Origin of the sequence: Halomonas sp. ATBC28 (genome assembly GCF_005937175.1) — a bacterium.
Lineage (GTDB): Bacteria > Pseudomonadota > Gammaproteobacteria > Pseudomonadales > Halomonadaceae > Vreelandella > Vreelandella titanicae.
In genome coordinates, this window is record NZ_VCQL01000032.1 from 1 (window position 1) to 26,954 (window position 26,954).

Below are 26,954 nucleotides of genomic sequence, written 5' to 3' on the forward strand. Positions count from 1 at the left end.
ATGACCCAGCCAAAAGGCGCGGGTAGGGTTGAGTTCACAGGTCATGGTGATCTCCAAAACCAACAAGAGATCATTAGTGTGAAGAGGCGTAATTAGCTTGAGTAGATGGGTTTGGTGGCTCGCTTACAGCAGGTCAGCGAGGCTTAACGCCTGGGAAGCGGCGTAGTCACTTAACGGCATGTTCTGCGCTGAGGCACAGTAAAGATGACCCAGCCAAAAGGCGCGGGTAGGGTTGAGTTCACAGGTCATGGTGATCTCCAAAACCAACAAGAGATCATTAGTGTGAAGAGGCGTAATTAGCTTGAGTAGATGGGTTTGGTGGCTCGCTTACATTCTGTCGCCACTCACTTTAACGATCGCATTCCAGCTTGCGTTAAAGATGGCAGCGAGCAGTACAATCATTGTTATTTCTAGACTCATATCATCGTATCCTTGAGCTGTAGGATGCCACGTTAAGAAAAACTAGTTTTCCCAGCATAGTCCAAATTACGATGCACGTAGGTGGCTGCACTCGCCGGTATGCCCGGCAGCCCATAGCAGTGGTCGCCGTGCACGTGAGTGATAAAGATGGCTTTCAATGAATGAAACGACAGCTTTGTGTGCAACACCTGATGCTGGGTGCCCTCACCGCAATCGATCAGGTACCAGTCTTTGCCTTTGCTCTCGCGCAAAGCGACGCCGGAGACGTTTCTTATTTTAGTGGGTACACCAGCGGAGGTGCCGAGGAAGAGTAAGTTCATAGCTTATTTTGATCTCTTATGTACTTGCTTTGGAAGCAAGACAGTAGTCTCCCAGTTAGCTATGTGTAAAAAAACTGCCTTGAGATAGGTGTTAGAAATATATTAATGCAGCAGAAATCTATCGACATCGGCATTAGCACATTTATTACCAAAATAAACAACTAATAATGTAGCAAGCATGAAGACTATTTCATCGGCAGCCCTCAAGCTATACAAAACTAACATTGCTGATTACTACCATACACCCCTAAACCAACTAACAACAAAACCAAAGGCAATAATTATTAAAACCAATACAGCATAGAGAATCAAAACAATAATACCCAATGACTTAAACGGCTTACCTTCTATATCAAAAAAAGACATCAGCTTCCCTTTGCCACTATCAAATGAAAGACTAATCTTCATCAACACATAAGAAATAGTGTGCAACCAAAGCCAAATTGATGTTAACAAACTAGAATAGAAGGCAATCCCTTCTGGAAATGCGTAAACAACTTCAGTCTCCCATCCTCCTTTTATCAAAATAGTTCCATCAGATTGCCTTTGGAGCATATCAGATGTTAAATCATTTAATGTATTAAGCAATATCGGCAGCTGATCGAGGTTAACCCAAACTAACAACGATGTGTCAAAGCCAAGCCATACAGGGTTTACAATGAAGTACTTTGCAAACGAGAAGCCAATATAAAAAATCAAGATAGAAAAAAACAAATCAAAAGCCAACACAAAAAAAAGCTTTATAATACCATTTGGCTTGGATTTCTTCACTATTAACCTTGTAAGACTTACTGAGATAAAATCTAAAATCACTACAGACAAAAGTAGCAATAAACCATATTCCAAAATCAAATTATAAATTCCCTCTTCAGAGAACCACGACCTATATTTTGGAAATATAAAAATGCATACTAGTGTTATAACAACCATCCAGCCAAGGCTTAATGCAAGCGATCTCAAAAATGACTTTAGGCTTATAATTTTTTCACCAAAATATACATCAGAGGCTAATGTAAATGTAAGAAAAGAGTGGCGAAAGGTAGACGTAGATTTGTAATTTTTGACTATATTTTTAATTTTTTTCTTACTTTCTGAATTTACTGCATCATCTGCAAGACTTGCAACATTATAAACAAATACCGACAGCCCACCAAGACCTGCAATTAAAAGCCAGCTAAACGCAATAAAGCTCAATTTCATATCTCCTGCTAAGACTTTACATAGTTACTTTTCATTTAACAACCTAAAAAACTGACTGAATAAAACAGTCACTCTTTTAGAAAAACCACAACAAAAGAAAGACTTATAAACTAAAATCAATTTACTTTATACTCCTATCTAGCTCAGCAAAAAATCTTGCAACACTTCCAAAATTTACTTCATCACCAATCCATAAATCACATAATTTTGTAAATAGGTCATCGTATGATAAAGCTAGCGATTTAGCCATTTCCACAAAATAGTCATGATGATCTAAGCCTGCACAAATTTCCTTTGCCATTGCTACATCCTCTACTGACTTACCTATATGACTTGCCAAATGAGTTAATTCTTCTCTTCTCAAATATGAAATTATAAGTTCTTCAGGTGACAAAGAAGATGGTAAAAAAACGTAATTCTCAAATCCTTGCAGATCTTTTGCCAATCTTTCTCTACAATCTCCATCAAACACTGCTAAGAATGAAAATTCTGTCATAGTGCTAGGATAACGTTTCAAGTCTAATAAAACATCACCTTCTGAACCTGAACAATGATAAAGAAAACTATCTAAAACAAATATAGGCGAAACTTTAATAAGCGACTTAGCAAATAAATAAGCTGCGTGATCTTCGTAAAACAGAAGTCCTTTTTTAGGAGCCATAAGCCCAAGAATATCCATGCGTTCAAAGTGTGAAGCCGCGTTGAAAAACTTTGTTTGTTGTAAAATACGACACATTATGTGTATATGAGATCGTGGAATCTTTCTTAATATATGCTCTGAGTGGGTAGATATTAAACATGCTGTCCCTTCCGTTGCTAATGTCATTGCAAGCACATCACACAACCGATTTTGAATTAGAGGAGGAAGGAAGCTTTCTGGCTCTTCTATAATTAACAAACAGTTGCTTTTTGACTTCCTAATATAATCAATGATCCAAAAATAATATAATAGTGACAGTTCGCCAAGCCCCATGTTCCTACTATCATACTTAACCCCCTCCCTGTCGACCGTAAAGAAAGGAAGCACTGGAAAAGAGTCGTATTCATCTTCAATGTTTATAATTTCAATAGATGAGTATTCTGTATTGGTTATAAAACTTGCAAGCTTTAGCTCATCTTCAGATAATGGAACAGAACTTAAAGCTTCTAATAGCTCATTAAAATTATCTTGTTGATTGAATAGATTCTGGATCTCTGGAATAAGCGAGCAAGGGTCAAACAGTAAACATAAAATATCTTGTTCAATTTCATTGTCTTCGAAAGGAACCAGATTTAGTGAAAAATCTTCTCCTGAAATAGTCAAATCGAGCTCAATTTTACTTTTATCTAAAAGATTTGAGAATTTCTTTCTATTGCTTGAATCACACATTAACGAATTATAAATAGCTCGTATAAAACTACTTTTACCAACTCCATTTTTTCCAACAATAGCATTTACGCCAGGCTTTAGTTTTAAGCTGGCATTCCCAAAAATCTCACCTTCGCTAAACACCATGTCTTTAACTACTAAAGAGTAGTCTCTCTTAAAAGCAGTTCGCCAATGATCATTCATCTTAGCTTGGCGTAAATTAATCATAATTTCTGACCCCACGAAAGACTATCCGCAATCTCCTCAAGGCTTTTCTCGGTTATAGATGAAGGAGCAATTGTCGCCAAATAATGCATAGAGTCATACACAGCCAATGTTTTAGAATTTTGATCTTTTACTTCCGGAAAATAAGATACAAACAACAGCCATAAACACATATCTCTTAAAACTACTGAAGAAGTATCTGCTACTCGCGAACCACTCCTATCCTGATATATAGCTATGACTTTATTTACCAACCCTTTATTTATCCCTTTAGGCAAATAACTTATACCAACTGAACTATTAATTTCTTTTCTTACAACTTCAAAGGTCAAGAAAAATTCTTTAAGCGCTTCTTCAGACTTAAACAACCTACGATATGAGCAAATGAATATTAGCCAGCTTAACGTAGAGGCCTTATTCAACTTAACTGACCTATCAGTATAAATCAAACAATTGTAAAACGTTAAAAGAACGTCTTCGGCCTCAACAATATAATTACTGGAGAACCCATCACTATCTCTATATCGAGACGTAACAGTATTAGCAGTTATTTTTCTTTTTAGTGTGCCAAGTTCGAGAGTAAGTAAAAATTTTGATATTACATCATCATAAGCCATCCTCGAATTAGAAAAGCCCAATGTCTCACGACTGTAACCTAACTCTATCATAACTTCCGACAAGTCTTTTACCTGCTGACGAGCTTCACCAAAATATGCATTTCTTTGTTCAGCTGACGTTAAATTTGTCGGTTGATTTAAACGATAAAACAACTCACCAGGCTCGCCGGGCTTATAGTCAGATATTGTTAACAGTCTAATTGTAAAATCTTCAATTTTTCCCGAGATATTTTTTGGAAGATCAGCCCATGATAGTCCATCCAACTCCATAATATATGGTTCAACTGGATCTAAATTACCATTGATGGAAAACTCACCCTCTAAAAAGTCGCGTATAGCAGCTAATCGTTGCTGACCATCTAACACTTCTTGCTTTTCACTATTTGGAACTTTTATTACATGGATAGGTGGAATATGCCAACCACGCAAAATACTATCAATTAAGCGTTGTTTTTTAGGTCTCCCCCAGACTTCACCACGTTGAAAGTTTGGTTGTAAATCAAGCCTTTTTTGCTTTATTTTTCTATACAAAGTGGCAATATCTGGGTCAGAAGGTGTTAAATGCATTCTTTTTCCTAATATCGAAGAGCACTTATTAACTATACATTAGCTCTTAGGTTAACCACATTTCCTGAAGAAATGTAGCCGATCATTCATTAAGGTTATATCCCATCTGATTGACTTTACTCCATTAACTATCTTTTTAGCAAAAGTAAATTCGGAGATACGCTTCAATTTCGTCTCCCGAAAATTTTGCTATATCTATCCTCACGCAAGCACAGTAGATACGATCTCCCCACCAAACCACTGCTGCTTGAGCCCCCGCTGCTTTTCCAACAAAAGCACTAGATAGTCACGCAATGGATGAACGGATGGCAGCGCAGCAAGGTGCTTACGCAGCCGCCGTTGGTAAGGAAACTGCTCAGCAGGCACGTGCAGCGGCGTGGCGTTTTGGGTGAGCCATTCGATGTTGGGCAGGAGCAAGTGAGTGGCACCGCTATCGAGCGCTAGCGTAACGCCTTTAACATCAAAGTCACCAGCGTAGATATGCGGTCGTCGGGTTTTACTCCAAGCGTTGAGCAATTGCGCAAAACCACCACCGTAGTGGCTGTCGCCGCGGTAAACGACCAGCGGGTTTGTGTACCCACTTAGCGAGGGTAGTTCCGGCGAAAACTCATAGAAGCTGTCCAGGTTTTCGACCTGAACCAGGGCGCTAAACGCGCTCAGTTTTAATCCCAGTATATCCACATCACGAATAGCGCGAGGCTCGTTGGCAAGCCCGGTTGTTGGCTGGGGCGGAAAACTGACGAGTACCCGCCGCGCTCGGGGGCTTTCGCGGTTTGATTTATCCTCTTCTACTCCCTCTTTCGCCTGGGCGCTGCTGCTCAAGCCGCTGAGTGAGCGGCCTAGCGGTGCTAGGCGGGCGCTTTCGAGTACGTCGTTGATCTGCGCCAGCAAGGCGGCGTCAAAACGCAGTGCTTTACTGTTGATGCGCGAGGCCAAGTCGATGTCGTGCTGGTGGCACCAGGCCACCACGTCGTCTACCCACTGGCGGCGGGGCTTCTCCACCGCGGGCTGGCGGAGAAGTTCGCGGGCGACGCCGTTAAGGCCATTGCGTGCGCGGCTGGGTAGGTTCATACGGCCAGCTGCAGTTCAACGTCGTGGATCAGGCGCAGGTGATTGAATTGACTGGCCTGACTTTCCTGCTGTTTGAGTCGAAACGCCTTCTGATCGCTGCGTGGTAGGCCCTGGTATTCGGAAATCACCTGGAAGAGCCAGATCTCATCCGGCCACTCCAGCGGGCTTTCGTGCAGGTACTCAAGGGCGCTGACCGGCTCCGCCTGGGGCTGGTCGATCACGCTCAAATAGAAGTGTTCTACATCCTGCTTGAGCGCCTGCTGGCGGGCGGCGGCGAGGCTGCTCTCTTGCGCTTGGGCAGGGGCCGCGGCTTCAACCGTTTGCGTGGTATGGCGCGGCTGGGGTAGTTGGTGCAGCAGCTCGGCGAGCAACCGGCTATCCAGGTTGCGATCCAGCGCCGGGGCGGCCGCCGCACTTAGCGGGGCGGCTTGATTGACCAGCCCTGGCACCTCGCTGCGCCGTGCATAGTTGCCTGGCACAAAGCCGGGGTGTTCGCGCATAAAGGCGGCCATGCCGCTGATTAGGCGGCTGCGCGCCTGCTGTTTGCGAAAGCGCGCCATCAGTTCGATCAAGCGCCGCTGCACTTCGCGCAGGCTGGTGTAGTGGTGGCTCAACTGCTGCTGCAGCTGGCTGATCAACAGTTTGCGCAGGCCGCCGTCGCTGCCCACCAGTTCGATCAGCTCGTCGAAGTCAATCAGCGCCAGGCCATCCAGCAGCCTCGCGATCTGCTTTTGGGCGCGGTCATTTTCGCGGATTTTGTCGTTGAGCTGACTGACAAAGCCGAAATCGCTATTCAGCCGCTGCCATAAGCTGTCGATGGCATCGGCGAAGCGTCCGTTCAGGTCGTCGACCTCTTGGCGCAGGCGCATCAACTGCTGCTCCAGCCGCCAGTGCTCGCCGCGGCTACGCGCCTCCCGGTAGCTGTGTACCAGGGCGCGAATCAGCTCCAGGGTTTCCGCTACGTCGGCGTTCACATGGCGGCGGGTCTCGTCGGCGAGCATCTCGGCGATCAGTTCACGCACTTTGGGCGCCAGCTTCACGCCGCTCTGCTCATCCGGCCGCCATAGAATGCGCGCCGCCAGCAGCTTACGCAGCGCGCTATCGCTGAGCGATTCCAGCGGCACTTCATCGCGGGTGTAGGCCTGCATCAGTGTATCGGCGTGCTTGCCCAGCAGCGCCAGCCGCTCGCTGCCGGTTTTGAGCAGGCGGCTTTCCAGGGCGTGTTCTCCGCTCGAAATCACAACAAGGCCTCCTGGGAACCGGAGCCCTCCTCGCTGCCCTCTTCGATAGGCAGGTTCTCTTCATCGCGAATAAAGCGCACCAGATCCACCAGGTAGTCGATCTTGCCGGTGACCACGAATACCTGCCGCTCTGAATGGGGCTGGAGAAGGTAGCCGTGCTCTTTCAAGCGCTTGAAGACCTGCTTTACCTGGGCATCGAGCTGGTCACTTTGCGAGCCAAAAAAGCTGTCGGTGGCCAGGCGCTCCAGGCGTTCGCGCAGGCTTTGGTTATCTTCGCACTTGGCGCTGAACTCGGCCGGTTTGAGCACGTCGCCGGGGGCAGCCAGAGTATCGCGGCCCAGGGCTTCTTGAACCAGTTGCAGCCACTCCAGCAACGGCAGCAGGCTATTGAGCGTATCGCCGAGCTGGCGGGAGAGCTGATCCCGGGCGTTATCATTGAGCTGACGCCAGGCCAGAAAATAGACGCTGCCATCCTCATTGCTGGCCAGCCGCCGGTTAAGCGGCCGCAGGTAGGTATCGATCTCCTCCCGGGTCTCTTCATTGGTGAGGTGACGATAGCCACTCTCATCGCTGATCGGGCAGACAAACTCCCCAGCCAGCAGGCGCTCTAGCAGTGGGCCATGTTCGATCATACCGTCACCTCCTGCTGACGCTCCTGGAGCCGTTCGGCCAGGCGGCTTAGCCGTGGCTCGATGCGTTTTAACACCCGTTTGTTGGGGTTGGCCTCATCGCGGTCGATCAGATAGCGGTTGGCGAACAGCAGCAGCACATCGGACTCGGGGTTGGGGAAGGCGCCGACAATATGAATACGGTTGCTGTCGCAGGCGTCGAACAGTTTTTCGACGTTGTGGTACGCCAGGGTGCCGATCTCATCGATGGGCCAGTGGATGGCGATTTCCGCACCGCCGCGCAGCAGGCGGGTAAAAGCGAGCAGGAACTTGCACAGAATCAGGTACGCCATGCCGTGGCTGGAGGACTCCAGCAGTTGGCGGTCGTTTTTGATCACCAGATCGGTGCCGCCTTCGTTCAGGTGCAGCTCCAGGCGCAGCAGGCTTTCAAAGCTGTACTGCTGGTCGCTGCGCAGCAAGTCGACCACGTCTGCCAGAGCGTTGAGGTAGTCGTCGCTGGGTAGCGTCTGGCCGGATTCGCGCCACTCCTTGTAGCGCTGGGCGAACAGCTTCAGCGGCTCCCAAAAGCCCAGTTCATCGATGGTGGACTGGATGCGCACTTCGGCCTTGGTGATGCCTTCCAGGCGCAGGTCATCGGCGACCTCTTCAGAAAGCCTGCGGCTTTGAGCGCTGATGCGCCGGTTCAAATCGCGGAACACGGTGAAGAACTTATCCAGGTCGTCGCTTAGGTTGCGCCCTTCCTGAATCAGCTGCTGCTGTTGATCTTCGAGCAGTTTGAGCATGTCGCGCAGTAGCGGCAGCTGTAGGCGCGGGTTATCGCTCTGCAGTTTGCTGCGTTCGCTCTCCAGCGCTTCGGCAAAGCCGCTGCTGGCGTCCTTGATCAGTTGGCTTTCGACTTCCAGGCAGCCACGGCGCAGCTGTTCGATAAGCTGGTGGCGATTGCCCAGCGCCTGGCGGGCGCGCTCGATACGCTCGTCCACATCGCCCAGTGGCGTACCGGGCGCCTGGCCATCGGGTTCAATGGCCAAGGTTTCCAGCTGGGTGAGTAGCGGCTTCAAGGCTTCCAGGCAGGCGTATTCGCTCTCCCGCTGGGTTTTCAGCGTGCTGACCGTGCTTTGGTGGGTTTTGCGCGCGGCCTGGAAGTCGTTTTTCAGGTGCTCTTTATCGCGCTGCAGCTGCTGTTCGGCCTGCTCCAGCTCTGCCTCCTGGGCGACCAGCTGCGGCTTGTGCTGCCCCCACTCGACGCGCATAAAGCGGGTGTATTCGGTGAGTTCATCCTGGCGGGCGGCGGTGACGCGGATGCGTTCATCCTGGCTTGCCAGCCGCTCCTTGGTATCTTTTAGCTTGGCGGGGTCGACGCCCTGCTCGGCCAGCTCCTGGCTAAAGGCCTCTTCCAGTTCCGCGCGCTGGCGTTTGTGTTCGGCATTGGCATCGCTCAACTGCTGCTTATACTGGCGCAGCTGGGCATCCAGGCTATCCACCTGGCTCTGGCCGTCGGCTTTTAGCTCTAACAACTGGCTTTGATGGGTCTCGCTGAGGGCGGCGAGCGCCTGCTGCTTCTCTTCGCGCAGCTCCTTTTGCGCCTGCTCCTGGCTGGCTAACGCGGTTTGATGGGCCGCACGGCGCTCCTGCTGGCGCTTGGTGTGGCGCTCCTGCTGCTGGCGGCGGGCCTCTATCGCAAACTCGACTTCCTGCTCGGCGCGCTTGTGGGCCATGCGGCCCTGATCCTGGGCTTCATCGGCCTGCTGCACCCGCTCGTTATGCTGTTTGAGCGCTTTCTCGGCGGCCTGGCTCTCTGACTGCACCCGGCGTTTGGCGCTATCGGCTTCTTCGATGGCGGCCAGCAGGCTGGCTTCATCCTGGGCGTAATCGGGCAGGGCAATGGCGGAGAGATCCAGCGCCAGCCCAAACAGGTCATCGCTCGCGCCTTCCGCCAGCTGCGGGGCAAGATCACGCCGCTCCAGCAGCTCCGGGGCAATCACCTTGCCCAGCTGCTGCTCCCAGCCGGGGCGGTGGTAGCGCAGGAAGTGGCGCAGGCTGCCCTGCTCCGGGTCGCGCTGCTGATAGAGTGCAAAGCAGCGCTGCTCGGCGCGCTCTAACTGCTGGCGAAGTTGCACCAACTGCTGTTCGGCACTGTCACGTTCGCGTTTGCGGCTTTCAAACTCCCGGCGCAGGCCATCCAGGGTGGCGGCCGATGCGTTGCGCTCCTGCTGGGCCTGATCCAGGCGCGCCTGGGCAAGCTCCGCTTCGGATGCCTCTTCGGCGGTTTGGGTCGAGAGCGAGAGCTGGGCTTTTAGTTCAGCTAGCTGCTCAACGCCGAGCTCCAGCTGCGCCTGGTACTCGCCCTCCAGGCGTTGGCGCTCCTGCTGGTAACGTTCGTTAAGCTGCTGTTCGGACTCCCACTGCTGCTCCCGGCGCAGGGCTTTCTCTTCGACCAGGGCGTCGATCAGCTCCTGGGATTCACGGGTCTGTCGGGCCAGTGCCTCGGAAAGTTCGCGCAACCGACCGTCCAGGCGCGCCTGACTCTCTTTTACCGCGTCCTGCATCACGTTCAGGTGGGCACGCAGTTGGTCGCGCTGTTCCCGCCACTGGGGCAGCGCGTTGATGTCGCGCTCCAGGGCGGGCATGTCCGCATCGGCGTATTGCTCGTACTGGGTTTGCAGATCGTTGAGGCGGCGCTGGGTCTGCTGCAGATCGCTGACCACTTCGCTGTGGCGGTCGTTCAGCTTATCCCGCGCTTCAGCGTAGTCGCTTTCCCGCTGCTGGAATTCGCGCTGGTGGCGGGCAAGCTCGGCATCCACATCGGCCATGCGGCGCTCTGCTTGCTGGCGGTCGTCTTCTAGCTGGGGTTTCAGTTGCCACAGTGTGGCATCCAGATCGGCGAGTTCTCGATCGATACCGGCGAGCCGGGCCAGCGATGCCTGCAGCGGTTCCAGGCGCATGGATTGGCGCATCTGGGCAATCCACTCCCGCGCCTTGGTGTTGCGAATCCGGGTCACCGGCAGTTCAACGCCATCCTCTTCGAAAATCGCCGCCAGCATGGTTTTGAGGGTGTCCATCTTGCCCTCTTTGGCATGCACCGCTGAGACCAGCTTTTCGATATGGCGGATGCGCCGCTCGGGTTTCACCAGGCTGAACTGCGACGCGATCTGGCGCAGCTTGAGGCCATCGCGGCTGTTGCCGTGCAGTTGGGTAAAGTCGTTCTGGATCACCGAGCGAAATTCTGAGGTAGCGCCCAGCTTGGAGGAGACTGGCGTGCCGCTGCGCCGCAGGCCGCTGGCCCACTGGGTGTAGTCCAGCGCCGCCACGCCCGCGTCGCTCTCCACCAGATAATCCTCCGGCTGGTAGGGCGCGCCGACAAAGCGGTACTCCACCCCGCCCTCTTGTTTACGCGTGAGCACCGCCTGGCAGATATTGCCCGCTTCGCGGCGGTATTCGTACACCAGGTAGCTGTTGCGATTAGGCAGGTAAAACGCATCGAACTTCATGCGCGTTTTGGGCACGACCTTGTTGGGTAATTCGCCGTAGAACACCGGCACCAGGCGCTGTAGCGTGGTTTTACCGGAGGCGTTGGTGCCGCAAATATTGGTGTGGCCGTCCACACTCAGTTCGACCACGCCTTCCAGGTGGCCGTGAATCATCACGATGCGTAGCAGGTGGGCCATGCCGTGTCCTTTCGATGACTATTTCAATGGCTATCCGGATCGTTTTGCTGATCGCTGAAAGTGGCTATATTGCCAGACACAGACCAAAGCGGCTACGCGGCTAAAAAAAGCTGGCTCACTATAACACTTAGTGCTATATATTGAGGATAACAGTACAGGTATCAGATGCGAGTATTTAAAAACAAAGTGTTCAGTAAGTGGGCAGCAAAGGAAGGACTGGATGATGCTGCTTTGCTAGCCGCAGTTGAGGAAATGGAGCGCGGCCTGATTGATGCTGACCTAGGTGGTCATGTGGTGAAAAAACGCGTGGCAATCGGTGGTCGAGGCAAGAGCGGCGGGGTTAGAACCCTGTTGGCTTATAAGATCGGTAATAAGGCGTTCTTTGTTTATGGTTTTGCCAAAAATGCCCGCGCTAACATCAGTGCCGAAGAGCTTAAAGCGTTAAAACATTTAGCAAAAGAATTACTGGGCTACGGTGAGAAAGCATTAGCCGAAGCCATTAAGCATGGCGCATTGATTGAGGTAAAAAACGATGGATAAATCAATCTTAGATATGGTGCATGAAACGGCTCAAGATCTTCACGCGGCTGGTGTGATGAAAGAAACCACGCTGCGCGAGTTCGATGCGCTCTGCCTGCCGCCAGTAAAAGAGTACACAGCCATACAGATCAAGCGGATTCGCACCAAGAATCACGCCAGCCAAGGCGTGTTTGCGGCCTACCTGAATACCAGTGTATCCACGGTTCAAAAGTGGGAGCAAGGCCAGAAGAAACCCAATGGCCCTTCGCTTAAGCTGCTGAACCTGGTGGCAGCAAAGGGGTTGGAAATACTGGCTTAATCGTTATTACTTTCTACTCTGCCCAGCAGCCCCTCAAAGAAACTCACTGCATTGGCCTCCAACCCTTCCAAGTAGTAGCCGCCTTCCTGCACCACCAGCGTGGGTACGTTCAGGCCCGCTACCCTGCGGCCAAGCTCAGCAAAACCCGCGGTAGAAACGGCGACCTTGGCTTGGGGGTCAAGTTCGTAGATATCGAACCCCAGCGCCAGCACGATGGCGTCCGGTTCGAACAGGCGGATGGCTTGGCAGGCTTGCTCCACGCGGTCAAAGAACACCGACTCCTCTGATCCATGGGGCATCGGCAGGTTGAGGTTATAGCCCAGCCCGCCCCCCTGCCCGCGCTCGTCTTCAAAACCAGTCACCGCTGGGTAGAAGTTGGTGGTATCGCCGTGGATCGAGATATACAGCACATCGTCGCGCTGGTAGAAAATTTCCTGAATGCCCTGCCCATGGTGCATATCCGGGTCTAACACGACGATGCGGGGGTAGCGCGAGGTGAGATGCTGCGCGGCAATGGCGGCATTATTGAGAAAACAGAAGCCACCGGCGGAATCGATGCCCGCGTGGTGGCCTGGCGGGCGCGATAACGCACAGGCAAATCGCTCCCCGGCTAATAAAGCCTCAGCCCCGGCGACCGCACTCTGCGCCGACCAATAAGCAGACTGCCAAGTGTGCTGGCCCACGGGAGCGCTACCGTCAGCCAAGTAACGCCCGGCTTCCGCCAAGATGCCGCGCAGAGCATTGGGCGAACGCACAAAAATATTGGAAATAACTTCTTCTCCCCAATCCTCGCCGAGGGCATGCCAGCGCCGATGGGCACTTTCGAGAAAGCGCAAATAGGCCAGCGAATGCACCGCCCTTAACGGCGCCACGCCATGATCCGCGGGCGCTTGAATATCAAACCCTAGCTGTTTGGCGGCTGCCAGCAGGTGCGTGGCACGCTCGGGCACTTCCTGGGGTGTGCGCATTTTGCCCCGGGAGAAGTAGGTTTGCGGCTGATGAAGCAGTTGGTCAGCGTGAAAGAACGTCTTCATCGGCACTATCTTCATCAGAACTATCTCCGGTTTCGCCCACACCCTTGACTACGAAATCGCGGGCAACGCCGATATGGTAGTCAATCGCCTCACGGCAGGCAGCAGGGCTGCCACTATCCAGCGCGTCGAGCAACTTAAAGTGGCTGGTGGCAATGGTGTCGGGGGCTTCATGGGTTTTGGTAATTAGGGTGATGCAGAGGCGCAGCTCATGGGACAGGTCGTCAAAGGCGCGCAGCAGACGCTCGTTACCTGCGTAATGCAGCATCAGTCGATGAAACTGCAAATCCTCCTCGATGCGGCGGGTGCCATCGTTCCCGGCTGCCGCTTCACATAGCACCTCTACTTGCTGCTTGAGCGCGCGCTGGGCATCGGCGGTATAGCGTTCTGCCAGGCGTTCGATCGCGTGGCGCTCAAGGCAGAGCCGCAAATCAAACACATCTTCGAGTTCAACGGCATTCAACGCGCGAACAAAGAAGCCTCGGCGCGGTTTCGAGATCAATAAACCACGGCTTTCCAGCAAACGAGCGGCCTCGCGAACCGGTGCGCGGCTAACACCCAGGTCGCGGGAGAGCTGCACTTCAGAAAGCCGTTCGCCGGGTAAAAAGTGTTGCTGAATAATCGCTTGGGTTAAATAGTCAGCTACTTGCTCGACCAGGTTCTGCTGCTGGATAAAGGCCCTGGGAGCCGCCGTTGGTGAGGCCATCGCATTCACTCATGGGATATGACGTGTTCTTCCCAGTATGACGAAAAAAAGCCACTTGTCGACGAACGATTGCCGACTGTCGACAGTTTTACCAAGTGCTGCTATGGTCAAAACAGATCCCTAACAAACATCACAACCGGGTCTGACACGCCTCGCTCGCCTAACGACTACGTAACCTCATTACGTGCTAATAACCGAGGAGCAGGAAACATGAAAAAACCTTTAGCTTTGGCTATTTCCGCTGCAGCACTCGCTTTTACCTCCGCCGCTATGGCAGACGACCCTAAAGAAGGGGGTGTCGTTAACACCATCATTCAGCCCGAGCCGCCAGGCCTGGTGCTGGGCATGATTCAAAACGCCCCTACCCGCACCGTGGCAGGCAATATCTACGAAGGGTTGTTGCGCTATACCACCGACCTAGAGCCCATGCCGCAACTGGCGGAGTCTTGGGAAGTCAGTGAAGATGGCCGCACCTACACCTTCCATCTGCGTGAAGGCGTTACCTGGCACGACGGCGAAGCCTTTACCGCCGATGACGTCGTGTTCTCCGCCGATGTCTTCCACCGCGAGTTGAACCCCAGTGCCCGCGCCGTGCTGCAGCACGTGGAGAGTATCGAAGCCACCGACGACCACACCGTGGTGTTTACCCTGACTCAACCCTTCGGCCCTTTCCTGCTCTCCTTCGAGGCGGGCACTTTCACCATGGTGCCCGAGCACCTCTACGCGGGCACCGACTTCCGCGATAACGAGCATAATGACCACCCCATCGGTACCGGCCCGTTTAAGTTCTCCAACTGGGAGCGTGGCACGGTGATCGAATTGGTTAAAAACGAAGAGTATTACGAAGAGGGGTTGCCCTACCTGGATGGCGTCAATTGGCACATCATTCCTGACGGCGCTTCCCGTGCGGTGGCGTTCGAAAATGAAACCATTGACGTGCTGCCCAGTGGTACCGTCGAGAACTTCGATATTCCCCGCCTGGCCGAGATGGATAACGTCTGCATGACCGAAGAGGGCCACGAGTACTTCAGCCCCTTTGCCATGCTGTGGATGAACAACCGCGAAGGCCCCACGGCGGATAAACGTTTCCGTCAGGCGGTGATGTACGCCATGGATCGCGAGTTCGCCAAAGATGTATTGTGGAACGGCCTGGGCAATGTGCCGCTCTCCGCCTTCGGCTCCAATGCACGCTTCCAGAACGATGACCTGGAACCCTACGATCACAACCCCGAACGCGCCCGTGAGCTACTGGATGAAATGGGCTACGACGGTGAAGAGATCACTATTCTGCCGCTGCCCTACGGCGAAACCTGGACCCGCTGGGCCGAAGCCGTGCAGCAGAACCTGCGCGAAGTGGGTATTAACGTTGAAACCCAAGCCACCGACGTGGGCGGCTGGAACCAGCGCCTGGGCGATTGGGATTACGATCTCGCCTTTACCTATCTCTACCAGTACGGCGACCCGGCACTGGGTATTTCACGCACCTACCTTTCCGACAACATTGCCAAGGGCTCGCCCTGGAATAACGTGGAAGGCTACGAAAACGAGCGCGTCGACGAGCTGTTTAACGAGGCCGCCACGGCTTTCCCCGACGAAGAGCGCGAAAAACTTTACCGCGAAGTACAGGAAATCCTCCATGAAGACGTGCCCGTTGGCTGGCTGATGGAACTGGGCTTCCCGACCCTGTACCGCTGTGATGTGCAGAACCTCGTCACCTCCGGCGTGGGTGTCAACGACGGCTTTAAAGATGCTTGGCTAGATCGCTAAACCCAAGCCACCCAGGTAGCGCGAGCTACCTGGTTTTTTTTAGCTATGTCTTGAAGGTATTAGTCAGGAAAACGACTTATGGTTTACGCGCGCCTCATTCTGATGCGGCTATTTAAAGCCGTGATTGTGCTGTTTTTAATCGTTATTTTTAACTTCCTGCTGATTCAACTGGCCCCAGGTGACCCGGCCGCCATTCTGGCCGGTGAAGCAGGTGCTGCCGACCAGGAGTTTCTCAACCAGTTGCGCGAGCGCTTTGGGCTCGACCAGCCGATGTATGTGCAGCTGTGGCGCTATGTATCAGGTATCGCCATGCTCGATTTCGGTTACTCCTACCGGTTGGGCGTCCCTGTCTTTGATCTGATTATGGATCGCTTACCTGCCACCCTATTGCTGACTGGCACTGCCTTCGTGCTCTCGTTGGTGCTGGGCATCGTGGCGGGCTCCATGGCCGCGGCACGGGTCAAGAAACCCTCTGGATCACTGATCATGGCGCTAGCGCTGGTGTTCTACGCCACGCCGCTGTTCTGGGTCGCACTGATGTCGGTGGTGGTGTTTTCCGTCTACCTGGGCTGGCTGCCCGCCTACGGCCTCTACACCGTGGGGGCAGGCCATACGGGGTTTGCGCTGGTGCTCGATGTTGCCAAGCACTTAGTGCTCCCGGCGACCACCTTAGCGCTATTTTTTATGGCGATTTACACCCGCATGACGCGCACTTCGATGTTGGATGCCGCGCAGCAGGATTACGTCAAAACCGCCCGCGCCAAAGGTTTGAAGCCCAGCATTATTCAGCGCCGCCATGTGTTGCGTAACGCCCTGCTGCCGATCATCACGTTAGCCGGCCTGCAGGCGGGGCAGATGGTCGGAGGCGCCATCCTGACCGAAACCGTGTTTGCCTGGCCCGGCATCGGGCGGCTGATGTTCGAAGCGTTGCAACAGCGCGACTACAACCTGCTGCTGGGCATTTTCTTCTTCTCGGCGGCGCTGGTCATCGTCTTCAATATCATCACCGATTTGGTGTACAGCCTGGCTGATCCACGCATCAAGAAGGGGGCCGCATGAGCTTTTTCGCACGCTTCGCGCAAAACCGTGGCGCCCTCGTCGGCCTGATCATCCTGGTGCTGATTATCGCCATGGCCATACTGGCGCCGCTGCTGTTTCCTGAATCGCCCTGGCGCATGGTGCAGCGGCCCTTTTTACCGCCGCTATCCCAAGATGGCTTTCCCCTGGGCACCGACACCATGGGCCGCAACGTGGCCTCAGGTTTAATGCACGGCGCCTGGGTATCACTATTGATCGGGCTGGTATCCACCAGCGTGGCGCTGCTGATTGGCGTTCCCTTGGGGGCCATTGCTGGCTACTACGGCGGTATCATTGATGACGTACTGATGCGCTTTACCGAGTTCTTCCAGACCATCCCCAACTTCGCCCTGGCGATAGTGCTGGTGGCCATCATGCAGCCCAGCATCACCTCGATTGTGCTGGCGATTGCGATTGTCAGCTGGCCGCCGGTGGCCCGCTTAGTGCGCGCTGAATTTATGTCGCTGCGCAACCGCGAGTATGTCGAAGCCGCGCGCTTGGTCGGCCAGTCCAACAGCACGATTATCCTGCGCCAGATTCTGCCCAATACGCTGTCGCCGATTATCGTGCTGGCCTCGCTAATGGTGGCCACCGCGATTTTGCTGGAGTCGGCGCTGTCTTTTCTCGGCCTGGGCGACCCGAACGTGATGTCCTGGGGCTATATGATAGGCGCTGCGCGCACGGTGATTCGCCAGGCGTGGTGGCTGAGTTTCTTCCCTGGCGTGGCGATTTTGCTGACGGTACTGGCGTTAAACCTGGTGGGTGAAGGTTTAGACGACGCACTGAACCCCAAACTATCACGCGAGCGCTAAGGACTTTATATGCCTATTACAGAGAATCAATCGGCTGACACCGTCCTCAGCATTCGCGACCTCAACATTGCGCTCCCAAAAGGGGCGGATCGCGCCCTGGCGGTGGAAGACGTTAGCTACGAGGTGAAGCGCGGCGAAATCATGTGCGTAGTGGGTGAGTCCGGTTCCGGTAAATCGATGGCCGCCAACGCTGTGATGGGGCTGCTGCCCAAGGGCGTGAACGCTACCCATGGTGAGATACTCTTTGAAGGGCAGGATTTACTTGCCCTGTCGGAAAAGCAGCACCGCGCCCTGCGCGGGCTAAAAATCGGCATGATCTTCCAGGAGCCAATGACCGCCCTAAACCCACTGATGCGGGTAGGCGCGCAAATTGCTGAAGTGTTCGAGGCCCATGGCCAGTTCACCCCCAAAGAACGCCAAGCCCGCGCCCTGGAGCTGTTGATCGAAGTGGGTATTCCACAGCCGGAGAAGGCCATTCGCGCCTACCCGTTTGAGCTTTCCGGCGGCCAGCGCCAGCGGGTGATGATCGCCATGGCCCTGGCGCTGGAGCCCATTCTACTGATTGCCGATGAGCCGACTACTGCACTGGATGTGACGACTCAGGCGCAGATCCTGGAGCTGATTCGCGACCTTCAGCAGCGGCGCGGCATGTCGGTGATGTTTATCACCCACGACTTTGGCGTGGTAGCCGAAATCGCCAACCGTGTTTGCGTTATGCGCCACGGCAAGATCGTCGAGCTGGGGGACGCTAAGTCGGTGCTTGGGAATCCTCAAGACGCCTATACCCAAGCGCTGATTGCCGCGATTCCCAGCAATGCAGTGCCGCCCCACCGGGAGACCAGCCAAGTCGCCCCGCTGCTGGAGATCAAGCAGCTCAATAAGGTCTTTCGCTCCCGCGGCGGATTCCTTAAACCTGCCCGGGAGGTACGTGCCCTTGAGGATGTTTCGCTCACCCTGGCCCGCGGTGAAACCGTGGGCATCGTAGGCGAATCCGGTTCCGGAAAGTCCACCCTCGGGCGCTGCGTGGTGCGTTTGGAGCACCCGGACAGCGGCGAGCTGCTGTTGGATGGGGTGAATCTTTCGCAGCTCAAAGGCGATGCGCTACGCCGGGAACGCCACAGGGTGCAGATGATATTCCAAGACCCTTACGCCTCGCTCAACCCACGCACCAAAGTGGGCATGGCGATAGCCCAGGGGCCGATTGCCAATGGCACGCCCAAAGCCGCAGCGCTTAAACAGGCGGGCGAGTTGCTCGATATGGTCGGTTTGGGCGCCAGCGCCGTGGAGCGCTTCCCGCATGAATTTTCCGGTGGCCAGCGCCAGCGCATCGGTATTGCCAGGGCGCTGGCGCTCAACCCTGAACTGATTGTGGCGGATGAGGCCGTATCAGCCTTGGACGTGTCGATTCAGGCCCAGGTGTTGGAACTGCTGGAGGAGCTTAAACAGCGGCTTTCGTTATCGCTGCTGTTTATCACCCACGACCTCCGCGTCGCCGCGCAGATTTGCGACCGCATTGTGGTGATGCAGCACGGCCGGATTGTAGAGCAAGGCAGCGCTGAGCAGATTTTCCTCGCCCCACGTGAGGCGTATACCCAAGACCTGCTCAAGGCAATTCCCGGCCGCGAAGCGCCCGTGGCGGCAACCGCATAAGTTTGCAAAGCAGGTTTTTCAAAAGCTAGTTTACCGAATGGACAAGACACGTTAAGGAACACACATGCACATAACCCTGGAGGCTCTGCGCGCCATTGTCGGCCCGACCCACGTATTAACGGGCGACGATGTTATTAGCCGCAGTGTCGATTGGATGACCGGCGCGCCCTGCCAGGCAGGCGCTATTGTACGCCCGGCGGATACCGAACAAGTCGCCGCGGTGATGCGCGCTTGCCATCAGGTGCAGCAGCCGGTGGTGACCCACGGTGGCCTAACAGGCTTGGTACACGGCGCTGAGGCGAGCCCAGATGAGCTGGTGATATCGCTAGAGCGGATGACCGCGATTGAAGAGATAGACCAGGTAGGCGGTACGCTTAGTGTTCAGGCCGGGGCACCACTGCAACGGGTTCAGGAAGCCGCTAAAGAGGTCGGGCTGCAATTTCCGCTGGATCTGGGCGCCCGGGGCAGTTGCACCATTGGCGGCAATATCGCCACCAACGCCGGGGGTGTCCGGGTCATTCGCTACGGCATGATGCGCCAGCAAGTGCTCGGCCTGGAGGCGGTGATGGCCGATGGCCGGGTGGTCAGCTCCATGAACCACATGCTGAAAAACAACGCCGGTTTCGATTTAAAGCAGCTGTTTATCGGTAGCGAAGGCACCCTGGGGATTGTGACCCGCGCAGTGCTGCGCCTGCAGCCACCTACCCCAAGCGAGCAAACGGCGATGGTGGCCTGCCCCTCGTTTGAGGCACTTACCGGGCTGCTCAGCCATATGGGCAAAGCGCTTGGCGGAGGCCTCGGCGCTTTTGAGGTGATGTGGCAAAACCACTACCGGCTGCTCACTGAAACCCTGGGCCGCCACACTCCGCCGATTGCCACTGAACATCCGTTTTATGTGATCATTGATTCCCTGGGCAGCGACACCGAGCGCAATGCCACTCAGTTCAGCGAAGCATTAGAAAGTGCGTTAGAGAGCGAGCTGATTGTCGATGCGGTGATCGCGCAGTCGACTACCCAACGCGATGGACTATGGGCGATTCGTGAAGATATCGAGGGGCTGGTCAAAGGCTTGGCGCCGGTACTCACCTTCGACGTCAGCCTGCCGATTGCCGATATGCAGCGCTACACCAATGCCTTGGAAGCACAGCTAACCCAGCGCTGGGCAGAGGCGAAACTGGTGGTATTTGGTCATCTCGGCGATGGCAACCTTCATATTTCCGTTAGCGTGGGGAGCGCTGAGATCGAAGTGCGGCGAGAGGTTGAAGCCATGGTTTACCAGCCGCTGGCAACGCTGGGCGGCTCAGTTTCCGCCGAGCATGGCATTGGCCTGGAGAAGCGCCCCTGGCTCGCCACTTGCCGCTCCAGCGCCGAGATTGAATTGATGCATACGCTCAAGCAGGCGCTAGACCCACATCGCCTTCTCAATCGCGGTAAAATATTGAGTTAATAATTGTTTTTAGGATATCAACATGCCCCGCTACCCCAACCACTTACTGAGTGAAGGCCCTGCTAATCCATTTCCGGGCATTAAGGTGCTAGAACGCCGACTTGGCAAGGTAATCCCCCATCGGCTGGGCTCTAACGAAGGCCTGGATATGCCTCACCGCGCCCTGCGCGATCACTTTGGCGATGCGCTGGTCGAACACGTTTACTGCTACGGCGACGCCGAGGCGCTGGGTGTTCGCAAACGTATTAGCGAACAACAGGGTATGGCGCTTGAAACCCTGTTGGTAGATGCCGGTGCCGATAGTTTGATTGCCCTGGCCCTGCGCACCACCTGCGAACCGGGTGAAACCGTGGTGAGCACCGCAGGCACTTACCCCACCTTGGGTTATTTTGCCAAAGGCCAGGGCTGTAACCTGGTAGAGCCCAGCTATTATGAAGCGCCCGGCGTGCTGGCCCCCGACCTGGAAGCTCTGGCCGCCGCTGCCCATCAGGAAAACGCACGACTGGTGTATCTGGCCAACCCGGATAACCCCAGCGGCCACTTACACAGCGACAGCGACATCCTCAAGCTGCGCGAGGCGCTGCCCGACACCTGCTGGCTGCTGCTGGACGAAGCCTATGGGGACTTCCGCGATGACGCGGGTAGCGAGTTCGCTGCTAAAGCAATACCGGGGGTGATTCGCCTGCGCACGCTTTCCAAGGCTCACGGCCTGGCGGGCCTGCGCATTGGCTACGCCATCGCCGACCCTGACGTGCTGGCGATGATGATGAAGGTGCGCATTCACTACGCAGTATCGTCGTTGACCCTGGCCGCTGCGGAAGTGGTACTCGACCACCCTGACGAAGTTCACCAACACGTCGCCGATGTAAAAGCCCGCCGTGAGCAGTTGGCTAAACACTTTCGCGAACTCGGTGCCGATGTGTTGCCCAGCGCCACCAACTTTATCGGCATTCGCCTGCCCAGCGCTGAACTCGCCGCCGAGGTACATCAGCAACTGCTCGCTGAAGGCGTTTTGGTCGCTCGTTTGGCACACCCAGAGCTTGCCAATGTAATACGTATTACGGCCGTGCAAGCCGCACTGGTGCCTGGAAGATTGGCGGCTCTCGAACAGGCTATTAAAGAGCACGCCTGATTAAATTAGTAAATTTGATAAAGGATGTATGCATGCAGATAGCTGTAAGCATCGAGGGCAGGTTTCCGCGAGGGCGCTGTGAACCCATCCCTGGGCGCTACTTTTGTCATCCATGACAAAAGACCCTCGCTTCAACCTGCCCTCGCAGCGGGTGACAGGGGTTGCATAGTTCTTACTTCCAACCCCAATAGTCCTAAGGCGTTAACCAATGCCTGAAGTCATCCAACTCACCCCGTACCGCCTGGCGATATAAGCCCTGCAGTTGCGCCGTCACGCTATCTGGGCTGATCGGCTCGTTGACAGGCGGCGCACCCGTTCGGGTGCCGATATGGCGACCATCCAGTTCGCGAAGCGGGAGTATTTCGGCGGCGGTGCCAGTTAAAAATGCCTCATCGGCGGTGTAGAGCTCATCACGGGTAATCCGCCGCTCGCGCACTTCAATACCCAGCACTTTTTGCGCCAGCTGAATCACGCTATCCCGGGTGATACCTTGCAGGCAGGACGTCACTTCCGGGGTGTGCAGCACGCCATCGCGGAGCAAGAAGACGTTAGCCGCCGAGGCCTCAGCCACATAGCCTTCCGGGTCGAGCATGATGGTTTCATCGAAACCGGCTTTGATCGCGGTATTCAGTGCCAGTATCGAGTTGACGTAGTGACCATTGGTTTTCGCCCGACACAAGCTGATATTGACGTGATGGCGAGCCCAGGAAGAGGTCAGCGCGCGCAAGCCGTGGGTGGCGGCCTGGGGCGAAATGTAGGGGCCTAGATCCCAGGCGGCGACCATTACGTGGGTGGTTAATCCTTGGGCGCGTAATCCTAAACCTTCCGCACCAAAAAACACGGTAGGTTTCAGATAGGCATTGCTCAGGCCGTTTTTGGCCAGGCACTCGCGCTGAGCCTCGATCAATTCCGCTTCACTAAACGGCAGCGGCATATCCAGCGAATGAGCACTCTCCGCCAAGCGGCGGGTATGTTCAGCAACACGAAATAGATGCGTGCCCGAAGGGCCTGCGTAAGCGCGTACACCCTCAAAACAGCCCATGCCGTAGTGCAGCGTATGGGTAAACAGGTGCACTTTGGCGTCCCGCCAGGCGCGCCATCCGCCGTCCTGCCAGATCCAGCCATCGCGATCATAAAGCGGTGTCATCGAGTTGTTTGCTCCCACTGTTGGCACCAGTCATCGATCAACGTCTGCTGGTGCGGTTGCAGGGCCTGATAGCCCCAGGCGGCAATTTCATCGTTTTGCGGATCGGGCACGGCAGTGGCGCTGCCCGCCAGGGTCTGGATCACCGCGTGGCCGCAGAGCGGTACATAGCCTTCTGAATAACCACCTTCGTGAATAAACACGAGCTTGCCATCGCAGCAGCGCTCGGCCAGCGCTTTAAGCTGAGCGGTCATGGTGGCGAACGCTTGGCTATTGAGCAGCATTTTTCCTAAGGGATCCTTAGCGCAGGCGTCGTAACCGCAGGCCACCACGATGAGCTCGGGGTTAAAGGCTTCCAGCGCAGGCAGCACCAGTTTTTCCATGGCGTAGGCATAGGCGCCTAGCCCGCAGCCCGGTGGCAGCGGCAGATTGAGGTTGGCACCCAGGCCAGCACCTTCGCCCTGCTCGTCAAAGCTGCCGGTTTCCAGCGGGTAGTTCGCCGCTTGATGGAGTGAAACGGTCAACACATTGGGCTCGCCATAAAACGCCGCCTGCTGACCGTTGCCGTGGTGAACATCCCAATCGAGTATCGCCACACGGTTAACCTGCCCTAAGGCCCGGGCGCGCATCACCGCCACGGGGATATTGCCCAGTAGGCAGAACCCACGGCCCTGGTCGGCTTCGGCATGGTGCCCCGGCGGGCGGCATAGGGCGTAGGCGTTGCTCACCTCGCCCTGCGCCACAGCCTCAACGGCGGCAATGGCCAGCCCAGCGGACTGCGTGGCTGCCGCCCAACTGCCGGGCATGTAAGGTGCGCAGTCGCCGCCGTTGCCGCCCCGGGCTTTATCCCCTGTCTGCAGTTCATCCAAATAGCGTGGGGTATGAAAACGCAGCAGATCTTCCATCGCAGCGGCAGAAGGTTTAACCACGCTCAGCTCGTCAATCAGCCCACTGACTTCAAGAATATTTTTCAGCCGTCGTTTGCTTTCCGGGCTTTCCGAGGCGGCTTGGGGCTGTAAAAATTCACCGGGCGCGGAAAATACCCCAATCGCGCCCAGATCATGCCAAAAGCAGCGTTCGTGCCAATAGAAACCGGTTCTGCTCATGCCGTGAAGCCCTGCATAAAAGCGGTCAGGTTGGCGCTTAGGTGCTCGGTGGGATAGCCTCCCTCCTGAACAATCATCATGGGTAACGAGAGCGCTGCCAAGCGTTTACCCACTTCGATAAATGCTTCGGTCTCTACCGTAAGCCCCGCTAGCGGGTCATCTTTGTGGGCATCCAAGCCTAACGCTACCACCACGGCATCGGGCTCATAGCGCTGTAGGTGATCAATCAGAATCGCCAGGGCATCGAGATAAACCTCCCCGTCGCTGCCTACCGGTAAGGGCAGATTAACGTTAGCACCTACGCCCTCATCAAAGCCCTCTTCATCAGCACCGCCCCAAAAAAACGGGTAGAAATCACTAGGGTCAGCGTGCAGCGAGCCCGTCCAGACATCGCTGCGATGATAGAAAATATCCTGGGTGCCGTTGCCGTGATGCAGATCCACATCGATGATCGCTACTTTGGCGAAGCGTTCACGCAGCACCGTGGCGGCCAGCGCTGAATTGTTCAGTAGGCAAAAGCCCCCAGCGCGCTCCGGCCCGGCATGGTGACCCGGCGGGCGGCACAATGCGTAGGCTGTAGACGCGCCATTAAGCACCTCTTGTGCTGCAGCTTCAGCGCTAGCGGCCGAGGCCAGCGCGCCTTGAAAACTGGTCGCGCTTAGCGGGCAGGCCATATCGTGCAAATGCCATCCCGCTTGCCCGATCGGGTGGCGCGGGTAGTGGTGGCCGCCACCGCAGGGGTGAATGTTGGGCGCAACCACTTCCGCCGCATTGGGCAGCGCCTGCCAGCGAGCGTAAATGGTGTCCAAAAACGTCAGGTAGCGCGGCGTATGAATCTGTTCCAGGCGCTTGCGCAGCTTAGGCGAATCGGCCTCGGCAGGTGTGGACAGGGTCAGCCCTGCCGTTGCCAGCCCTTGGGTCAGCAGTTCAGCGCGCACCGGGCCTTCCGGCGAAGGCGCAGGTTGGCCGCGCAGCAGAAAGGTCGGCGGCGCATGCAACGCCTGATCAGGGTGATAAAAACACTTCATGGGTCGCAGTCCTTAGCTAAATTACAGCAGTGACGGAATCCAGGTAGAGAGCGCCGGAAACGCCGCCAGCAACACAATCACCACCAGAAACGACACGTAAAACGGTAGCGATGCCACGATTGCCCGTTCATAAGGCACCTCGGCTATTCGCGCGGCGGTCATCAGCGTCATCCCCACTGGCGGTGTCACGTTGGAGATATTGAGCACCACGATCATCAGGATCGCGAAGTGGAGCGGGTCAAAGCCCAGCTGGATCATCGCTGGCACCAACACCGGGGCAATCACCACCAGTGCGGGCAGCACATCCATCACCGTGCCAATCACCAAGAGTAGCAGACACACCAGCATCAGTTGCACAAAGGCCGCATCGCTGAAAGTGGTGATCATGCTGGCCGCATCCCTGGCGATGCCCGAGCGGGTGACGAACCAGCCCAATACCGCCGAGGTTGCCAGTAGAAAAAACACCACGCCGGAGAAGCGCACCGTGGTCACCAGCGCATCCCAAATTTTGCGCCAGGTAAGATTACGGTAGAAGACCACACCAATCACGATGGCGTAAACCGCCGCAAAACCCGAGGCTTCGGTAATCGTGGTGAGCCCCGAGAGAATCCCGCCAAGAATAATCAGCGGCACCACCATCGCAGGCAGCGCGACTAACAGTGCGATGATGGCCGCCTTAAAGGGTGTAGGAGCCTGTTTCGGGTAGTTGCGCTTCCAGGCCAGGAAGAAGCTGACGCCCAGCAGCGCCAGCGCCATCAACAGGCCAGGAATAATGCCTCCGGCAAACAGGTCAATCACCGAAATATCCCGCAGCAGTGTTGCGTATACCACCATCACCACGCTTGGGGGAATAATCGGCCCGATGATGGAGGAACAGGCGGTAACCGCAGCGGCGTATTCGGCATCGTAGCCCTGATTTTTCATCTCAGGAATCATGATTTTGCCGATGGCGACGGTATCGGTGACCGCCGCGCCGGTGAGACCCGCAAAGAACACCGAGACCGAGATATTCACATGGGAGAGTGACCCGCGCACCCGGCCGAACAGCGCATTGTTGAAGGCGATCAGCTTGTGAGTCAGCCCGCCCTGGTTCATCAGCTCAGCGGTGAAAATAAAGTAGGGCACGGCAATCAGCAGAAAGCCGGAGACGCCGGAGAACATGCGGTCGGCAATGATACCGAGCATGCGCTCGCCGCCGATGGCAAAACCACCCGCCAGTCCCGACATGGCCATCACCACCGCTACCGGTGCACCGATAAACAGCAGCACGACAAACGCAATAATTGCAGGGGTCATGAGCGGTGCTCCCCGTCAGTGGTGTCGATGAGTTCGCTAATCACGTCCTGCTCATCAATGAAGTGCTCCAGCAGGGCAAAGCCATGCACCAGATGCAGCAGCATGAGGACGCCACTGAGAGGCACCACGATAGCGGTCACCTTGCTGGGAATACGAATTTGATCAGAGACCATGTAAACCTGGGTGGCACTGGCGAAGTAATCCCAGCCGTACCACGTCAGCATCAGTGCAAACAGGCCAATCACCGCCAGGCAGAGCCCGGCAGCCACTTGCACCATTACTCTGGGCAAGCTGCGAACCAGCAGGGTCATGGCGACGTGCTCGCCATAGCGCAGCGAAATCGTCATGGAGAGAAAGCCGATCCAGGGCAGAAACAGCCGCGCCAGCGAGTAGGTCCAGCTAAGCGTGCTGCCAGTGAGCAACTTGTAGAGAAACGCAGTGAACGAGATGCCCAGCATCGCCAGAATACAGCCCACACACACCACGATGGCCACCTGATTGACGAGATCGCTCAAGCGGCGCAAAGGAGTTAAAACGCCCATGTTTTTTCCTCACGCTGGGGCCTCACATTGCCCCAGCGTATATCGTTCGCTAACCGTTATTGGCCCTGTTTTTTT

23 protein-coding genes and 1 pseudogene are annotated in these 26,954 nt (G+C 55.2%); 8 read left to right on the forward strand and 16 right to left on the reverse strand.

From position 1 onward, the window contains the following. Window positions 1–123: 123 nt before the first annotated feature. The 9 genes and pseudogenes from E0L35_RS26905 to E0L35_RS23505 all read right to left on the reverse strand — a co-directional run bounded on the left by E0L35_RS26905 (window position 124) and on the right by E0L35_RS23505 (window position 11,303). Window positions 124–249: a hypothetical protein gene (locus tag E0L35_RS26905; RefSeq protein ID WP_283241551.1), complete on the reverse strand. Its 126-nt coding sequence runs from the start codon at window positions 247–249 to the stop codon at window positions 124–126. 257 nt (window positions 250–506) lie between these two features. Beyond that, window positions 507–740 (reverse strand): annotated as a pseudogene (locus tag E0L35_RS23470) (MBL fold metallo-hydrolase); the annotation flags it as partial. A 234-nt stretch (window positions 741–974) separates the two neighbouring features. Next, on the reverse strand, window positions 975–1,934 hold the full coding sequence (locus tag E0L35_RS23475) for a hypothetical protein (protein ID WP_138801567.1): 960 nt from the start codon (window positions 1,932–1,934) through the stop codon (window positions 975–977). 127 nt (window positions 1,935–2,061) lie between these two features. After that, window positions 2,062–3,516, reverse strand: a complete 1,455-nt coding sequence (locus E0L35_RS23480; protein WP_138801568.1) for an AAA family ATPase — start codon at window positions 3,514–3,516, stop codon at window positions 2,062–2,064. Continuing rightward, a complete protein-coding gene (locus tag E0L35_RS23485) occupies window positions 3,513–4,697 on the reverse strand; it encodes a DUF262 domain-containing protein (RefSeq protein WP_138801569.1) in 1,185 nt (394 codons plus the stop codon). The genes E0L35_RS23480 and E0L35_RS23485 overlap by 4 nt, the downstream gene beginning before the upstream one ends. 201 nt (window positions 4,698–4,898) lie before the next feature. Next, the gene (locus E0L35_RS23490; protein ID WP_138801570.1) at window positions 4,899–5,768 is read right to left on the reverse strand and encodes a hypothetical protein; all 870 of its coding nucleotides are present in this window, start codon (window positions 5,766–5,768) and stop codon (window positions 4,899–4,901) included. After that, window positions 5,765–7,009, reverse strand: a complete 1,245-nt coding sequence (locus E0L35_RS23495) for a hypothetical protein (protein WP_138801571.1) — start codon at window positions 7,007–7,009, stop codon at window positions 5,765–5,767. The genes E0L35_RS23490 and E0L35_RS23495 overlap by 4 nt, the downstream gene beginning before the upstream one ends. After that, window positions 7,006–7,641 carry a hypothetical protein gene (locus tag E0L35_RS23500; protein WP_022520046.1) on the reverse strand — a complete coding sequence of 212 codons (636 nt, stop codon included), beginning with the start codon at window positions 7,639–7,641 and terminating at the stop codon, window positions 7,006–7,008. The genes E0L35_RS23495 and E0L35_RS23500 overlap by 4 nt, the downstream gene beginning before the upstream one ends. Beyond that, window positions 7,638–11,303, reverse strand: a complete 3,666-nt coding sequence (locus tag E0L35_RS23505) for an ATP-binding protein (protein WP_138801572.1) — start codon at window positions 11,301–11,303, stop codon at window positions 7,638–7,640. Before E0L35_RS23505 ends, E0L35_RS23500 begins: the two co-directional genes overlap by 4 nt. A gap of 165 nt (window positions 11,304–11,468) precedes the next feature. Between E0L35_RS23505 and E0L35_RS23510 the strand changes: the two genes are divergently transcribed. Further along, the gene (locus tag E0L35_RS23510) at window positions 11,469–11,843 is read left to right on the forward strand and encodes a type II toxin-antitoxin system RelE/ParE family toxin (RefSeq protein ID WP_138801573.1); all 375 of its coding nucleotides are present in this window, start codon (window positions 11,469–11,471) and stop codon (window positions 11,841–11,843) included. Further along, complete coding sequence (locus E0L35_RS23515; protein ID WP_138801574.1) at window positions 11,836–12,141, forward strand: DNA-binding transcriptional regulator; 306 nt, start codon at window positions 11,836–11,838, stop codon at window positions 12,139–12,141. The genes E0L35_RS23510 and E0L35_RS23515 overlap by 8 nt, the downstream gene beginning before the upstream one ends. Here E0L35_RS23515 and E0L35_RS23520 read toward each other — a convergent pair. Both E0L35_RS23520 and E0L35_RS23525 read right to left on the reverse strand, forming a co-directional pair. Next, entirely contained in the window at window positions 12,138–13,175 is a 1,038-nt protein-coding gene (locus tag E0L35_RS23520; RefSeq protein ID WP_138801575.1) for a histone deacetylase family protein, read from the reverse strand. The genes E0L35_RS23515 and E0L35_RS23520 overlap by 4 nt on opposite strands. Beyond that, the gene (locus E0L35_RS23525; RefSeq protein ID WP_138801576.1) at window positions 13,153–13,878 is read right to left on the reverse strand and encodes a GntR family transcriptional regulator; all 726 of its coding nucleotides are present in this window, start codon (window positions 13,876–13,878) and stop codon (window positions 13,153–13,155) included. Before E0L35_RS23525 ends, E0L35_RS23520 begins: the two co-directional genes overlap by 23 nt. A gap of 210 nt (window positions 13,879–14,088) precedes the next feature. Here E0L35_RS23525 and E0L35_RS23530 point away from each other — a divergent pair, with 210 nt between their 5' ends. The 6 genes from E0L35_RS23530 to E0L35_RS23555 all read left to right on the forward strand — a co-directional run bounded on the left by E0L35_RS23530 (window position 14,089) and on the right by E0L35_RS23555 (window position 21,763). Continuing rightward, window positions 14,089–15,645 carry an ABC transporter substrate-binding protein gene (locus tag E0L35_RS23530; protein WP_041157576.1) on the forward strand — a complete coding sequence of 519 codons (1,557 nt, stop codon included), beginning with the start codon at window positions 14,089–14,091 and terminating at the stop codon, window positions 15,643–15,645. Window positions 15,646–15,723: 78 nt separating this feature from the next. After that, window positions 15,724–16,704, forward strand: a complete 981-nt coding sequence (locus E0L35_RS23535) for an ABC transporter permease (RefSeq protein ID WP_138801577.1) — start codon at window positions 15,724–15,726, stop codon at window positions 16,702–16,704. Continuing rightward, window positions 16,701–17,534 (forward strand): ABC transporter permease, encoded by an 834-nt coding sequence (locus E0L35_RS23540; RefSeq protein WP_138801578.1) that lies wholly within the window; start codon window positions 16,701–16,703, stop codon window positions 17,532–17,534. Before E0L35_RS23535 ends, E0L35_RS23540 begins: the two co-directional genes overlap by 4 nt. A gap of 9 nt (window positions 17,535–17,543) precedes the next feature. Beyond that, window positions 17,544–19,184, forward strand: a complete 1,641-nt coding sequence (locus E0L35_RS23545) for an ABC transporter ATP-binding protein (protein ID WP_138801579.1) — start codon at window positions 17,544–17,546, stop codon at window positions 19,182–19,184. Window positions 19,185–19,248: 64 nt separating this feature from the next. Beyond that, window positions 19,249–20,631 carry an FAD-binding oxidoreductase gene (locus tag E0L35_RS23550; RefSeq protein WP_009286737.1) on the forward strand — a complete coding sequence of 461 codons (1,383 nt, stop codon included), beginning with the start codon at window positions 19,249–19,251 and terminating at the stop codon, window positions 20,629–20,631. A 22-nt stretch (window positions 20,632–20,653) separates the two neighbouring features. Next, a complete protein-coding gene (locus E0L35_RS23555) occupies window positions 20,654–21,763 on the forward strand; it encodes a histidinol-phosphate transaminase (protein WP_089690632.1) in 1,110 nt (369 codons plus the stop codon). Window positions 21,764–21,956: 193 nt separating this feature from the next. On the opposite strand, the gene E0L35_RS23560 is transcribed toward E0L35_RS23555, so the two are convergent. The 5 genes from E0L35_RS23560 to E0L35_RS23580 are packed head-to-tail and all read right to left on the reverse strand — an operon-like array spanning window position 21,957 to window position 26,879. Further along, complete coding sequence (locus E0L35_RS23560; protein ID WP_138801580.1) at window positions 21,957–22,910, reverse strand: branched-chain amino acid transaminase; 954 nt, start codon at window positions 22,908–22,910, stop codon at window positions 21,957–21,959. After that, window positions 22,907–24,013, reverse strand: coding sequence for a class II histone deacetylase (locus E0L35_RS23565; RefSeq protein WP_138801581.1), 1,107 nt, complete (start codon window positions 24,011–24,013; stop codon window positions 22,907–22,909). The genes E0L35_RS23560 and E0L35_RS23565 overlap by 4 nt, the downstream gene beginning before the upstream one ends. Beyond that, window positions 24,010–25,041, reverse strand: coding sequence for a histone deacetylase family protein (locus E0L35_RS23570; protein ID WP_138801582.1), 1,032 nt, complete (start codon window positions 25,039–25,041; stop codon window positions 24,010–24,012). Before E0L35_RS23570 ends, E0L35_RS23565 begins: the two co-directional genes overlap by 4 nt. A gap of 21 nt (window positions 25,042–25,062) precedes the next feature. Beyond that, the gene (locus E0L35_RS23575) at window positions 25,063–26,337 is read right to left on the reverse strand and encodes a TRAP transporter large permease (protein ID WP_041157569.1); all 1,275 of its coding nucleotides are present in this window, start codon (window positions 26,335–26,337) and stop codon (window positions 25,063–25,065) included. Next, a complete protein-coding gene (locus E0L35_RS23580) occupies window positions 26,334–26,879 on the reverse strand; it encodes a TRAP transporter small permease subunit (protein ID WP_138801583.1) in 546 nt (181 codons plus the stop codon). Before E0L35_RS23580 ends, E0L35_RS23575 begins: the two co-directional genes overlap by 4 nt. Window positions 26,880–26,954: the final 75 nt, after the last annotated feature.

Coding starts and splice junctions, on each gene's coding strand:
- E0L35_RS23540 (WP_138801578.1), top strand. CDS start 16,701: ATGAGCTTTTTCGCACGCTTCGCGCAAAACCGTGGCGCCCTCGTCGGC.
- E0L35_RS23530 (WP_041157576.1), top strand. CDS start 14,089: ATGAAAAAACCTTTAGCTTTGGCTATTTCCGCTGCAGCACTCGCTTTT.
- E0L35_RS26905 (WP_283241551.1), bottom strand. CDS start 249: ATGACCTGTGAACTCAACCCTACCCGCGCCTTTTGGCTGGGTCATCTT.
- E0L35_RS23545 (WP_138801579.1), top strand. CDS start 17,544: ATGCCTATTACAGAGAATCAATCGGCTGACACCGTCCTCAGCATTCGC.
- E0L35_RS23490 (WP_138801570.1), bottom strand. CDS start 5,768: ATGAACCTACCCAGCCGCGCACGCAATGGCCTTAACGGCGTCGCCCGC.
- E0L35_RS23575 (WP_041157569.1), bottom strand. CDS start 26,337: ATGACCCCTGCAATTATTGCGTTTGTCGTGCTGCTGTTTATCGGTGCA.
- E0L35_RS23510 (WP_138801573.1), top strand. CDS start 11,469: ATGCGAGTATTTAAAAACAAAGTGTTCAGTAAGTGGGCAGCAAAGGAA.
- E0L35_RS23580 (WP_138801583.1), bottom strand. CDS start 26,879: ATGGGCGTTTTAACTCCTTTGCGCCGCTTGAGCGATCTCGTCAATCAG.
- E0L35_RS23555 (WP_089690632.1), top strand. CDS start 20,654: ATGCCCCGCTACCCCAACCACTTACTGAGTGAAGGCCCTGCTAATCCA.
- E0L35_RS23565 (WP_138801581.1), bottom strand. CDS start 24,013: ATGAGCAGAACCGGTTTCTATTGGCACGAACGCTGCTTTTGGCATGAT.
- E0L35_RS23570 (WP_138801582.1), bottom strand. CDS start 25,041: ATGAAGTGTTTTTATCACCCTGATCAGGCGTTGCATGCGCCGCCGACC.
- E0L35_RS23535 (WP_138801577.1), top strand. CDS start 15,724: ATGGTTTACGCGCGCCTCATTCTGATGCGGCTATTTAAAGCCGTGATT.
- E0L35_RS23525 (WP_138801576.1), bottom strand. CDS start 13,878: ATGGCCTCACCAACGGCGGCTCCCAGGGCCTTTATCCAGCAGCAGAAC.
- E0L35_RS23500 (WP_022520046.1), bottom strand. CDS start 7,641: ATGATCGAACATGGCCCACTGCTAGAGCGCCTGCTGGCTGGGGAGTTT.
- E0L35_RS23550 (WP_009286737.1), top strand. CDS start 19,249: ATGCACATAACCCTGGAGGCTCTGCGCGCCATTGTCGGCCCGACCCAC.
- E0L35_RS23485 (WP_138801569.1), bottom strand. CDS start 4,697: ATGCATTTAACACCTTCTGACCCAGATATTGCCACTTTGTATAGAAAA.
- E0L35_RS23505 (WP_138801572.1), bottom strand. CDS start 11,303: ATGGCCCACCTGCTACGCATCGTGATGATTCACGGCCACCTGGAAGGC.
- E0L35_RS23515 (WP_138801574.1), top strand. CDS start 11,836: ATGGATAAATCAATCTTAGATATGGTGCATGAAACGGCTCAAGATCTT.
- E0L35_RS23480 (WP_138801568.1), bottom strand. CDS start 3,516: ATGATTAATTTACGCCAAGCTAAGATGAATGATCATTGGCGAACTGCT.
- E0L35_RS23520 (WP_138801575.1), bottom strand. CDS start 13,175: ATGAAGACGTTCTTTCACGCTGACCAACTGCTTCATCAGCCGCAAACC.
- E0L35_RS23560 (WP_138801580.1), bottom strand. CDS start 22,910: ATGACACCGCTTTATGATCGCGATGGCTGGATCTGGCAGGACGGCGGA.